The organism is Lacinutrix cladophorae (assembly GCF_053604645.1).
Genome location: NZ_JBSHNR010000121.1, coordinates 719,844 through 733,626, shown reverse-complemented (window position 1 = coordinate 733,626; position 13,783 = coordinate 719,844). Strand labels below are relative to the sequence as shown.

Sequence of the window (13,783 nt, the reverse complement as noted above, 5' to 3'; positions counted from 1 at the left end):
ACAAATAATTATATTTTTGTGGTTAGCAACAAACTTCCTCTTTCGTTTAAGATAATTTCATCTTCCCAAACAAAAGTTTCATTCGTTACTATATTTTTTAATGTTTTACCTTGTAAACCAACTTCTTCAAAACGTTTTAAATCTAAACTAATTGGTTCATTATTTTTATTAATAATATGTACAACAGTTTCGCCTTCAATAACTCTAAATAAGAAATACGTTCCCATAAAAGGTGCAAAATGAATGGTTTTTCCATTATGGATGGCATCACTTGATTTTCTGTAATTCAATACATTTTTAAGGAATAGCTGCATGTCTTTTTGTGCATCTGTTAAACCTTCACCTGAAAATGCATTAACAGTATCTCCTTGCCAACCTCCTGGGAAATCGGTACGGATTAAACCATGGTCACCAGGTTTTTCAAAATCGTTCATTAAGATTTCTGTTCCGTAATACAATTGCGGAATTCTAGGTAAGGTTAATAGATAACTTAGGGCCATTTTGGTATTAGGTACATCACCTTTTAATTGTGTAAAAATGCGACTCATATCATGATTGTCTGGAAAAATCATAATGTCTTTTGGTGATGCATAGGCAAAATCGTTAGCTAAACCTTCGTATATTTTCACCAATCCTGTATCCCATTGTTCGTCTTCATTTAAAGCATCCACCGTATTTTTTTGCATGGCAAAATCCATGGTCGATCTTAAATTAGAATCGTAACCATCTTTATTGTCATGTCCTTCTTGCCAATAGGCAATTAACAACGGATTGGTACTCCATTCTTCACCAACAATACTGAAGTTAGGATACTCATTCATGATGGCTCCTGCCCAATTAGACATAAATGTTTTATCAGGATACGGATAGGTATCTTGACGAATTCCGCTAAGGTTTAATGTTTCCACCCACCAAATACTATTTTGTATAATATAATTAGCCATAAACGGATTACGCTGATTTAAATCTGGCATTGTTGGTACAAACCAACCTTCTGCCATTTCTTTTTTATCGCGTTTAGAAGCATACGAATCTTGGTTACTCGTACGTCTGTGATTAGAATTATTTAATGGTTTGTTATTCTCAAAACTATCTTGTTGGTTCACCCAATCTTTAAATGGTAAATCTTGCATCCACCAGTGTGCACTTCCGCAATGATTAGCCACTTGATCCATAATTAAACCGATACCTTTTTCTTTCGCTTTTGCAGCTAATTCTTGGTATTCTTCTAAGCTTCCGTAACGTGGATCTACTTGGTAAAAATCGGTCATGGCGTAACCATGATACGACGACCTTGACATGTCGTTAGTCAATAAAGGACACGACCAAATTTGAGTAAACCCCATATCTTCTATATAATCTAAATGCTGAATAACACCTTGTAAATCACCACCATGACGCGCATAATCATCTTCTCTGTTGATGGTTTTTTCCTTTAAACTTTCGTTTATATCATTAGAAGTATCACCATTTGCAAAACGATCTGGAGTGATTAGATAAATAGCATCTGTACTATCAAAACCTTGATAATCGGAAGCCTCTTTTACACGCGCTTTTACTTCGTAGGTTTGAACAAGGTCTTTTTCTTCATTAAATTTAAAATGAATATTGAATTGTCCTGCTTTAGCACTTTCTGAAATATGTAGATCTAAAAACAGATAATTAGGACTATCTGCTTTATGCACTTTTTCAATAGAAACTCCTGCATAATTTATACTAGGTGTTGCTTCCGAAATATTAGCATGCTTCACCAATAATTGTACTTGTGTATTATTAAAACCTGTCCACCAATGTGGTGGTTCGATGCGTTCGATATCGTTTATAACTTCGGTTACAACTTCAGAAGGTATTGCTTTTTTGGTTTCCTTTTTACAAGAAAAACTAACACTAATTAAAACGATTAATGATATGTGTATTAATTTTTTCATTCTAATTAGTGTGCTTAATTTAAATTTTTACCAAATTATTTGGTGAAACAGTTATTGGATTATCATTTACAAGAATGTTTAAATCTGTATTTCCTTCTAACTCGAAAGTAGTTTCTGCTTGCGATACATTTACTTTTAAAATTTGATCTCTAAAGTTTACTTTAAATGAATACGCTTCCCATTCTTTAGGAATACGAGGTTCAAAATGTAGCATATCCTTTTTAACACGCATACCACCAAAACCTTCCACAATACTCATCCAGGTTCCAGCCATACTTGTAATATGTAGACCTTCTTCAACTTCTTTATTATAGTCATCTAAATCCAAACGAGAAGTACGCAAATAAAATGTATACGCTTGGTCCATTTGATCTAATTTAGCTGCTTGAATACTATGCACACAAGGTGAAAGTGAACTTTCATGCACAGTAAATGGTTCGTAAAAATCGAAATGACGTTTTAATTCTTCGGTAGAAAATTGATCTTCAAAAAAGTACAATCCTTGTAAGGTATCTGCTTGTTTGATGTAAGGCGAACGCAAAATACGATCCCAACTCCACTTTTGGTTTATTGGTCTATCGGCTTTTGGTAAATCTGCTACAGTAATTAATTCTTTATCTAAAAAACCATCTTGTTGTAAGTACACTTGATGTTTTTCCGAATATGGAAAAAACATATTATCTGCTACTTTTTTCCAAGCATGAAGCTCCTGATCTGTAATTTTTGTTTTACCAGAAATACGTAAATAATCGTCGTGATGACCTTCTTTTACTTTCTCGATATTTTCTAATGCGTAATCAATGCACCATTTAGCTAAATAGTTGGTGTAAAAATTATTATTGATGTTGTTTTCATATTCGTTAGGACCAGTAACACCTAAAATAACATACTTGTTTTTATCTGTAGAAAAAGTGGCACGTTGTTGCCAAAATCTAGCAATTCCGATAAGGACTTCTAACCCCATTTCTGGAATATAACTGTAATCTCCTGTGTAGCGATAGTAGTTAAAAATAGCGAAAGCTATGGCTCCATTTCTATGAATTTCTTCGAAAGTAATTTCCCATTCGTTATGGCATTCTTCCCCATTCATGGTTACCATTGGATATAATGCCGCTCCATTTTTGAAGCCTAATTTTTGAGCATTTTCTATCGCTTTTTCTAAATGGTTATAACGGTATTCTAACAAACTTCTTGCAACTTTCTGGTCTTTAGTTGCCATATAAAAAGGGATGCAATATGCTTCGGTATCCCAATAGGTACTTCCTCCATATTTTTCTCCAGTAAATCCTTTTGGACCAATATTTAAAGTCGAGTCTTTTCCTAAATAGGTTTGGTTTAATTGAAAAATATTAAAACGAATACCTTGTTGTGCTTTTACATCACCATCGATGGTAATATCTGACATTTCCCAGATTTTAGACCAAGCTTCTTTTTGATTATTTAAAAGGGCACTGAATCCTAAATTGGAAGCAGTATCTAGAGCTTTTTTAGCAGCTATCACTAATTGATTTTTATTGTGATTTCTATCTACTGTATAACCACCAAATTTTTGAATGCTAGCAGTTTGGTCTGTATTTACAGAAACGACATATGTGAGTGCTATAGAATTTTCTTGTTTATCTATTTCTGGAACCTGCTCTTGTTTTGTATTATTTACAAAAACCGAAGACTGCATAAATGTACAGGTATGGAAAGCCGTTTTCATAGTTTTTGCTTCAATAAACGCTTGCTCGTTTTCTGTACTTACGTTTAAAGTATCCCAAAATTGGTCGTCCCAATTGGTATCTTCATTAGTAATTCCGGCATCTAAATACGGTTGAAATCTAATGGTAGCTTCTCCGTTTAAAGGTGTTACTTGGTAATTAATCGCTCCAATTTCGTCTAAATCTAAACTTAAAAAACGAAGCACTTTTACTTCTACTTCTAATTTATTTTGAAGGATTGCAGTAAACGATCTAGATAACCAACCTTCTTTCATGTTAAGCTCTCTTTTAAAATTAGAAACTGAAACACAAGTATTTAAATCTAGTTGTTCGCCATTAATTTCGACATGAATACCAATCCAATTTGGTGCATTTAAAACTTTTGCAAAATACTCTGGATAGCCATTTTTCCACCAACCAACTCTGGTTTTGTCCGGATAATAAACACCTGCAATGTAGCTTCCTTGAAAGGTTGGACCTGAATAATGCTCTTCAAAATTAGCACGTTGTCCCATAGCTCCATTACCTATGCTGAATAAACTTTCAGATGATTTAACGCGATCTGCATCAAAACCTTCTTCAATTATAGACCAATTGTCTGGTTGTATATAATCTTGATTCATTTTATTTTGTTTGAGAATCAAGAATCAAGAATATAGACCACTTACTTTTTGACTACTTCTTTACTTCTTGATTATTTATTTTTTATGGAAAGGATGAAAACAGAAATTGCAATTCTCCTTTCTATTATTTTATCTATTTATTAATTCTTGGATGAAGCTATTTTCAATTTCGGTGAAATCTGAAAAAATATAATCTGCTTCATGCAATACTTCTTTTTTCCCAATACCAATGGATATCATATTTGCTGTATTTGCAGCTTGTACACCTGCTACAGAATCTTCGAATACGATACAGTTTTCTGGTTTTATATTTAAATGTTTTGCAGCAATTAAAAACACTTCAGGGTCTGGTTTTGCGTTGCTAACATCATTTCCATCTACAATAGCATTAAACTTTGAAAGTAAATTCACTTTTTCTAAAATTGGCCTTGCATTTTTACTGGCAGAGCCTAACGAAATTGGTTGTTCTTTTTGTATTAAATAATTTAAAATTTTTGGAACATCTGGTAGAATTTCTTTGTCGTCCATTTTAGCGATATAGCTTAAATATTCTTCATTTTTCTTCAACATTAAAGCTTTGAATTGGGTTTCAGAAATAGTTTTATTTCCCCATGCTAATATTTTTTCTAATGATTTTACACGACTAACTCCTTTAAGTTGTTCATTTTGTTCGTGTGTAAAATCTATATCTATACTTTTAGCTAGCTCTTTCCATGCTAAAAAGTGATATTTTGCGGTATCTACAATAACACCGTCTAAATCGAATATAAATCCTTTTTTATTCATTTTTAAATTTCTTCTGCTTGATATGTAATTGCATTTTTATTTGTGATTAACAAGTTGCAAAGCCCTGCAATTATTAGACTTATTCCTGCAACCGTCATGGCATTAATTGCCTCTTCTCCTAATAATCCGGAAACAAAATTAATTCCGCCTAAGGCTGCAATAATTTGTGGGATAACAATAAACATGTTAAAGATTCCCATAATAACACCCATTTTCTTTGGATCTACCGAACTAGATAACATAGCATAAGGCATAGAAAGAATACTTCCCCAAGCAAAGCCAATTAATACAAAACACCATTTTAAATTTTCTGGTGAAGTGTAGCTCATTAATAAGAAACCTAAACCTCCTAATATTAAAGAGCCTAAATGTACTAGCTTTCGGTTTATGCGTTTTTTGGAAGTATAAAAGGTTAATAAAAGTGCGAAGGCCATGGAAGACAATCCATAGACTCCCATAGCAGAACCTACAGCGTTTGAAGATTCTTGAAATGCTGTATTTGCGACTTTAAAAGCTTCAGCTTGAACAGCATTTGCCATGTTATATGCACTTTCAACTGGAGCTGGCGTATTAAATACATGCTCGGTAAGTGCTGGATTTGCCATACTCCACATCGTAAAAAATGCAAACCAAGAAAAGAATTGAATCACACCTAACTTTTTCATGGTTAGTGGCATGTTTCCAATATTATTTAAAATATCTGGAATGAATTGATTTTTCTTCGCTTTTTCTTTTTCGAATTCTTCCATGTCTTCTGGAGGATACTCGGTAGTAGTAAAAACGGTATATAAAATACTTACTAAAAACACAAAAGCTCCTATAGCAAAGGCTACTTTTACAGACATTGGGACCACACCTGAAGCAGCTTCATTACTAACTCCTAATTGAGAAACAAGCCAAGGCAAGTTACTAGCAACCCAAGTACCAATTCCTATAATAAGGGTTTGCATAACAAATCCGTAAGAACGTTGTGATTCTGGAAGTTTATCAGCAACTAAGGCTCGAAATGGCTCCATAGAAATATTTATGGATGCATCGAGAATCCATAAAAACCCTGCTGCTACCCATAGTGCTGGAGAATGTGGTACGAAAAACAATGCAATAGAACTTAAAATAGCTCCTATTAAAAAATAAGGTCTTCGTCTTCCCCATTTGGCACTCCAAGTTCTATCACTTAGATACCCAATAATTGGTTGTACTAATAAACCGGTTAGAGGTGCTGCAATCCATAATAATGGAATGGCATCTTTTTCTGCTCCTAATGTTTGAAAAATTCGAGACATAAAGCCTCCTTGTAGTGCAAATCCGAATTGAATTCCTAAAAAACCGAAACTCATGTTCCAGATTTCCCAAAAACCTAATGCGCGCTTTTTCATTAATAGTATATTTTAAAATGAATACTATTCTGATAAGCTATTTACTTATCAAAACTTATTGGTGAGAAATGAAAATATAAGTTTTGATTTGGGTGTAAAGATATAAAAGTTTTTAAATATTTTGTATTCTTTTTTTATTTGGTAGATTTTCTTTCTATTAATTCTGTTTCAATTACTACCGTTTCATAGACATCTTCTTCATCTTCTCTTTCTAAATTATTAATCAATAATTCGGCGGCTTTTTCGCCTATTTTTTTACCATGCTGACTTACGGTTGTTAAAGCTGGCACAGCGTGTTTAGACAATACTCCATCTGTAAAACCTACAATTTGTATATCCTCTGGTATTTTAAAACCTAACTTTCTTGCTACTTTCATTGCAGTAATGGCATACAACTCATTTACAGCAAAAACACCATCGATATTTTTATTGTTTTTAAATAAATTTTCTATTTCTATTTCTAAAGAATCTAGGTGGTCTTCGGATAATAATTGATCATGTACTTTTAATATTAAACTAGATTCTGGACTCATTTTATGGTCTTCTAGTGCTTCTAAATAGCCTTGTGTTCTTAATTTTCCTACACTTACATAATCCTTAGTAGTAACAATCGCTATGTTTTTACAACCACATTGAATTAGCTTATTTACTGCAAGCTTTGCACCTTCGGCATCATCTACTATCACTTTATCACATTTTATATCGTTAACCACACGATCAAACATTACAATTGGCATACCTTGATTAATGGTTTCTGTAAAATGATGATAATCTTGCTGTTGTTGCGTTTCTTTGGCTATAGATAATATAAAGCCATCAATACTACCATTGGCTAACATTTCCATATTAATAACCTCTTTAGCAAAAGACTCGTTAGACAAACCTACAATTACATTATAACCTCTTTTATTAGCTACTGCTTCAATACCACTAATCACCTTGGAGAAAAAATGATGCACAATTTCTGGAATAATTATACCAATAGTTTTAGTTTTTCTATTCTTTAAACTAAGTGCTATATTATTAGGTCTGTAATTATATAATTTTGCAAATGCTTGCACTTTTTGACGTGTATCTTCACTAATTTCAATGCTATTTCTTAATGCTTTAGATACTGTCGAAATAGATACATCTAATTCTCTTGCTATCTGTTTTAAGGTGACTTTTCGTTTCATAGAATTTATTAATTGCTCAAAAAAGGGAATATTTAATTACCAATGTAATAATTTTTACTTGTTTTTTATACAAAACCCTCATATTTTAAAAAGTTTTCAACACGAAAACGTTTGCGCTAGTCTTTTCTTTTTTCGATGTTAAATCTTTACATAAAATTTACATAGTTTTAACATCGAGAAGTGAAAATATAACAATTAAATTAATAACTAATTAAAATATTTTATGAAAACAAAACTAAATAGTTTATTGTTTTTTCTACTAATTTTCCCTTTGTGCATGGTAGCACAAAACACAGTAAAAGGAACAGTAACTGAACAATCTTCCTCTTTACCACTTCCTAGTGTGAATGTGATTATAAAAAACACATCTAAAGGAACTGCAACAGATTTTGATGGATTATATGAAGTTAATGTTAATAACGGAGACGTTTTAGTATTTTCTTACATTGGGTTTATTTCGCAAGAGATTGTTTATAACGGACAACAAACCATAAATATTAACTTAATTGAAGATACTTCAAGTTTAGATGAAGTTGTAGTTATTGGTTATGGTACTGTAAAAAAAGAAGACTTAACTGGTACTACAGATTTAGTAACAAGTGATGACTTTAACAAAGGCCCTATTGTATCTGCGCAATCCCTTATTAGTGGTAAAGTAGCAGGTGTAAATGTAACTTCTGGAAGTGGAGCTCCTGGTGATGGACAAAACATTACTATTCGTGGAATAGGATCTTTATCTTTAACTTCAGAACCTTTATATGTTATAGATGGTGTGCCAATAGACAACTCTGGTGTTGGTGGATCTAGAAACCCATTAAACTTTATTAACCCAAATGATATTGAAACTTTTGTAGTTTTAAAGGATGCATCATCTGCAGCTATTTATGGTTCTAGAGCAGCTAATGGTGTGATACTTATTACCACAAAAAAAGGAAAAGACAGAGACTTTAAATATAATTTTAGTGCCCAAACAACGGTATATAATCCTGTTGATGACATTGATGTTCTTTCTGCTTCAGAATTTAACGGGTTAATTAATGAGATAGGAAGTCCAACTCAAATTGGGTTACTAGGAAACGCGAATACGGATTGGCAAGATGAAATTTACACAACCGCATTCGGTCAAGACTATAACTTTAATGCATTAGGAAGCGCTTTTGGAATTCCAATGAGAGCTTCAATTGGGCATTCGGATCATGATGGTATACTAAAAGGAGATAACATCCAACGTACAACTGGATCGATTAGTTTAACTCCTTCTTTATTAGATGACCATTTAAAAGTACAGTTAAATGCTAGGGCAGTTTATACCGAAAACACTTTTGCTAATAGAGATGCTATTGGAAGTGCTATTGGTTTCGACCCTACTCAATCTATTTATGATTCAAGTTCTCAATATGCAGGTTACTTTGCATGGTTAGATAATGGTACTGGTAATCAAAATAACTTAGCTCCAACAAATCCTGTTGCATTATTAAACTTAGTAGACGATACATCTGAAGTTAGACGTTTTGTTGGAAATGCAAAATTTGACTATAAGATTCATGGTTTCGAAGACTTAACAGCTACTGTTAATTTAGGATATGATACTTCTAATAGTCATGGTAGAAAAATAACTTCAGAGTTTATTCCAACTTCCGACGCAACTTTTAATGGAGCTAGAACAAGTTATATTCAAAATTCATTTAATAAACTTTTAGATGCTTACTTAACGTACAATAAATCTTTTAAAGAAATACATAATTTAACTGTTGCTGCAGGACATGTTTTCCAATCTTTTGAATATGACAATTACAGTTACGATAGCGAAAACGAAGAAGATGGTGTACAATTCGAATTTGAAGACCCATCTAAAAATGTATTATTATCGTACTTTGGAAGATTAAATTACGATTATGATGGAAAATACTATGTAACTGCTTCGTTAAGAGCAGATGCTTCTTCTAAATTAAACCCAGATGATCAGTGGGGGTACTTTCCTTCTGCAGCTGTAGCTTGGAGTATTCATAAAGAAGATTTCATGGAAAATTCATTTTTTAACGAATTAAAACTTCGTGTTGGTTATGGTGAGATTGGAAATATAAATGGTTTAGGAGATTACGGTTTCTTAACGAGATATTTAGGAAGTACAGATACTGCTAATTATCAATTTGGAAGTACTTTCTACCAAACCTACAGACCAGAACCTATCAATAAAGACTTACGTTGGGAAGTAGGTAAAACCTTTAACTTAGGTTTAGATTATGCTTTTGTTAATAGACGTATTTCTGGTTCTATTAATGCATATAGAAAAGAAACAGAAGATCTAATTGCTAGTTCTTTAGTAGATCCTTTTACCAATTTTGGTAACCGAATAGATGCCAACATTGGTAATATGGTAAATAAAGGTTTAGAATTTAATTTAAATGTAATACCTTTTAGAACAGATGATTTTGAGTGGTCTATTAACTACAACATATCTTTAAATGATAATGAAATCACGAAACTTTCTGTAGACCAACTAACTGGAGACATCACTACAGGAGTAGGAAATAAAGTTCAGGTGCAAAGAGTAGGTGAAACTGCTAACAGTTTTTACGTATATGAACAAGTATATGACGAAAATGGAACGCCATTAGAAGGTGTATTTGTTGATAGAAATGGAGATGACGTGATTAATGATGAAGATAGGTATATTAAAGAAGATCCTTTTGGAGATATTTTAATGGGATTAAACACCAATGTAAGCTACAAAAACTGGGATTTATCTATACAATCTAGAGCTAGTCTTGGAAACTACATGTACAATGATGTAGCTGCTAACAGAGGGGTTTTAGCGAATGCTACAAATAACAACATATTATCTAACATACACTCCGATTATTATAATACTGGTTTTACTATAATAGATGGAGACACTGCTTTAAGTGATCATTTTGTAGAAGAAGCGTCTTTCTTTAAATTAGATAATATAACACTTGGTTATACTTTAAACAAAATAAAAAATACCACTTTAAGATTATATGGATCTGTGCAAAACGTTTTTACAATAACAGATTACGACGGTTTAGATCCTGAAATAAATTTAGGTATAGATAATAATTTTTACCCAAGACCAAGATCTTTTGTAATGGGTGTAAACATTGATTTTTAATAAAAAAGAAAAATGAAAAATTTAATTAAACAAATATTCTTCGTAACCATACTATCTACATTATTTGTAGGGTGTCACGACGAATTAGATCAGTCACCGACGGATCCAGACAGTTTTACAGAAGAGGATGTATTTGCAAATGCTACTGAAGCTAAAGGAGCATTAGCTAAACTTTACGCTAGTTTAGCGCTTACAGGTCAAGATGGACCTGCTGGTCAAGCAGATATTTCAGATATTGATGAAGGATTTTCTCAATACTCAAGAATGCTTTTTAACCTTAATGAATTAACTACAGATCATGCTGTTGTTGGTTGGGGAGATGCAGGATTACAAGATCTACATGGACAATATTGGTCTGGAAGTAATGACTTTACAGAAGCGATGTATTATAGACTAGCACAAGAAGTTTCTTTTTGTAATTCATTTATTGCCAATGCTAGTGTATTATCTGATGAAGAAGTAACTTCTTTTATTGCAGAAGCACGCTTTTTAAGAGCATTCGCTTACTACAACTTAATAGATTTATATGGAAATGTACCTTTAGTAACAGAAGTAACTACAGATTTACCTTTACAAGCATCAAGAGCAGAATTATTTGATTTTGTAGAAACCGAATTATTAGAAATACAAGACAACTTAAAAACTAGTGGTTCTAATGAATACGGTAGAGTAGACCAAGTTGCTGCTTGGGCATTATTATCTAAACTTTATTTAAATGCTGAAGTTTGGACAGGAACTGCACGTTACACAGATTGTGTTACTTATTCTAACAACGTGATTAATTCTTCGTATAGAATAAACACCAATGATGCTAATGGAAACGGAACAGCTTATGATGAATTATTCCTTGCTGATAATGATACTAACGGAGCACAAAACGAATTTATTTTTACATTAAACTTTGATGGTTTAAGATCACAAACATATGGTGGATCTACTTTTTTAGTACATGCAGCAATAGGAGGATCTATGGATGCAACAGAATTTGGTGTTAATGGAGGCTGGGGAGGTCTTAGAACTACTAAAAATTTAGTAGAAAAGTTTCCAGTATTAAGTCTTGCAGACTTAAATACCGCTTTAGGTACGCAATCCGACTGGGGAATTGTTGGAGATGGAACACCTAATGGTTGGGGTGGCCCAGATACAGAAATGTACCAAACTGGCACGAATCAATTTGCTCTATATGCAGAGTTAACAGATGGTTTCTTAAAATTTAGATTTAACGAAGATTGGGGAAATAATTATGGGGATAATGGAGCAGATGGTTCTTTAGAATCTGGTGGCGAAAATATTGCAGTTACTGCAGGAACTTATTTAATCACTTTAGACTTAGATGCTTTAACATACTCTATTACTTCATTTACTCCTACTAGTGATCAACGCGCTATGTTTTATGCAGATGGTCAAAATTTAGAAATAACAGATATTTCAGAATTTACAGAAGGATATGCAGTAACAAAATTTAAAAACATAGATAGTAATGGAAATCAAGGTGCAGATTCTGCAGGCGATTTTGTAGACACCGATTTACCTTTAATTCGTCTAGCTGAAATTTATTTTAACTATGCCGAAGCTTCGCTTAGAGGTGGTGGTGGTGATTTAAACTTAGCCTCAAATAAAATAAATGAATTATTAGAAAGAGCTACAGGCGGAACAAACGCAAACATTTCGAGTAGCGATATTACATTAGATTATTTATTAGATGAAAGATCTAAAGAGTTATACTGGGAAGGACAAAGACGTACCGATTTAATTCGTTACGATTACTTTACAACAGACACTTATGTATGGCCATTTAAAGGAAACGACCCTTCAGGAACTTCTGTTTCTAGCTATAGAAACTTATTTCCTTTACCTACAAGTATTATAACAGTTAACCCAAACCTTTCTCAAAATGAAGGGTATTAATAACTATTAAAATGAAAAACATAATATATAAATCAATTCTTTCCTTATTTATTACTACACTATTTGTAAGTTGTGATGATAATGAATTAACAGAATTAAACAGTAACGGAATCCCTGAAATATCACTTTCTGATAATACTGTCATTTTAACCGAAGCTAATGCAGACCAAGATGCACTTACTATAACTTGGACAGAACCAGATTATGGTTTTGATGCTGCACCAGAAGCTTACAAAATATTAATCGACACAGTAGATGGTGATTTTACTTCTCCACAAAGTGCAACGGCAAGTATGTCTTTAAAAACATTTACTGCGCAACAATTAAATACCCTTTTAACAGCTCTAGAATTACCTCCTAACGAAGAATCTCAAGTTCAGATAAAAGTGGAAGTTGTTCTAAGTTCTATAAATAGTATTTTCTCTGAAGCAGTTAATTTAACAGTAACACCATACCCTGCTTTATCAGACATTAGTTCTCCTTGGGGAATTGTTGGAAGTGCAACTCCTAATTCTTGGGATGGTCCAGATGTGCCTTTTTACAAAACAGAAAATGATAATGTTTTTGCTGCATATGTATATTTATTAGACGGTGAAATCAAATTTAGAGAGAACAATGATTGGGCTGTTAATTATGGAGATACAGGAGTCGATGGTACCTTAGAAGGTGGAGGAGATAATATTGCAGTAACTGCTGGAACCTATTATATAACCATGAATTTAAACACACTTACTTATACCATGACCGATGCTTCAAGCGAAGACATTTGGGGGTTAGTAGGTAGCTCAACACCAAATGGCTGGGATGGTACAGATTGGCCACTTTATCCTGCTGGAAATGATATTTATATAACGTACGTAACATTACTAGATGGAGAACTAAAATTTAGACTTAATAATGATTGGGGTGTAAATTATGGAGATACTGGAGTCGATGGTACTCTAGATTCTGGAGGAGATAATATAGTGGTAACTGCAGGAAGCTATAAAATTACCATGGACTTGTTTAATCAAACCTACACAATAGAGTTAAATTAATACCATTAAATTCTTTTGTAGAATTAGTCAATATTAAGAAAACAAAAGCCTATTTAATGTAAAATATAAATAGGCTTTTTTCTTAATAAAAAACAACGTCATTTTATTGCAACT

At 32.7% G+C, this 13,783-nt stretch carries 8 protein-coding genes; 3 read left to right on the top strand and 5 right to left on the bottom strand.

The window, feature by feature from the left end; translation table 11 throughout:
• Window positions 1–8: 8 nt before the first annotated feature.
• The 5 genes from ACVC3Y_RS16260 to ACVC3Y_RS16240 all read right to left on the bottom strand — a co-directional run bounded on the left by ACVC3Y_RS16260 (window position 9) and on the right by ACVC3Y_RS16240 (window position 7,591).
• The gene (locus tag ACVC3Y_RS16260) at window positions 9–1,928 is read right to left on the bottom strand and encodes a glycoside hydrolase family 13 protein (RefSeq protein WP_452227453.1); all 1,920 of its coding nucleotides are present in this window, start codon (window positions 1,926–1,928) and stop codon (window positions 9–11) included.
• A 19-nt stretch (window positions 1,929–1,947) separates the two neighbouring features.
• Window positions 1,948–4,254, bottom strand: a complete 2,307-nt coding sequence (locus ACVC3Y_RS16255; protein ID WP_452227452.1) for a glycoside hydrolase family 65 protein — start codon at window positions 4,252–4,254, stop codon at window positions 1,948–1,950.
• A gap of 129 nt (window positions 4,255–4,383) precedes the next feature.
• On the bottom strand, window positions 4,384–5,040 hold the full coding sequence (pgmB, locus tag ACVC3Y_RS16250; RefSeq protein WP_452227451.1) for a beta-phosphoglucomutase: 657 nt from the start codon (window positions 5,038–5,040) through the stop codon (window positions 4,384–4,386).
• 2 nt (window positions 5,041–5,042) lie between these two features.
• Entirely contained in the window at window positions 5,043–6,416 is a 1,374-nt protein-coding gene (locus ACVC3Y_RS16245; RefSeq protein WP_303420594.1) for an MFS transporter, read from the bottom strand.
• Window positions 6,417–6,550: 134 nt separating this feature from the next.
• Window positions 6,551–7,591 (bottom strand): LacI family DNA-binding transcriptional regulator, encoded by a 1,041-nt coding sequence (locus ACVC3Y_RS16240; protein WP_303420596.1) that lies wholly within the window; start codon window positions 7,589–7,591, stop codon window positions 6,551–6,553.
• A gap of 277 nt (window positions 7,592–7,868) precedes the next feature.
• Between ACVC3Y_RS16240 and ACVC3Y_RS16235 the strand changes: the two genes are divergently transcribed.
• The 3 genes from ACVC3Y_RS16235 to ACVC3Y_RS16225 are packed head-to-tail and all read left to right on the top strand — an operon-like array spanning window position 7,869 to window position 13,669.
• The gene (locus tag ACVC3Y_RS16235) at window positions 7,869–10,724 is read left to right on the top strand and encodes a SusC/RagA family TonB-linked outer membrane protein (RefSeq protein WP_452227450.1); all 2,856 of its coding nucleotides are present in this window, start codon (window positions 7,869–7,871) and stop codon (window positions 10,722–10,724) included.
• A gap of 12 nt (window positions 10,725–10,736) precedes the next feature.
• The gene (locus tag ACVC3Y_RS16230) at window positions 10,737–12,632 is read left to right on the top strand and encodes a RagB/SusD family nutrient uptake outer membrane protein (protein ID WP_452227449.1); all 1,896 of its coding nucleotides are present in this window, start codon (window positions 10,737–10,739) and stop codon (window positions 12,630–12,632) included.
• 11 nt (window positions 12,633–12,643) lie between these two features.
• Entirely contained in the window at window positions 12,644–13,669 is a 1,026-nt protein-coding gene (locus ACVC3Y_RS16225; RefSeq protein ID WP_452227448.1) for a SusE domain-containing protein, read from the top strand.
• Window positions 13,670–13,783 lie beyond the last annotated feature (114 nt).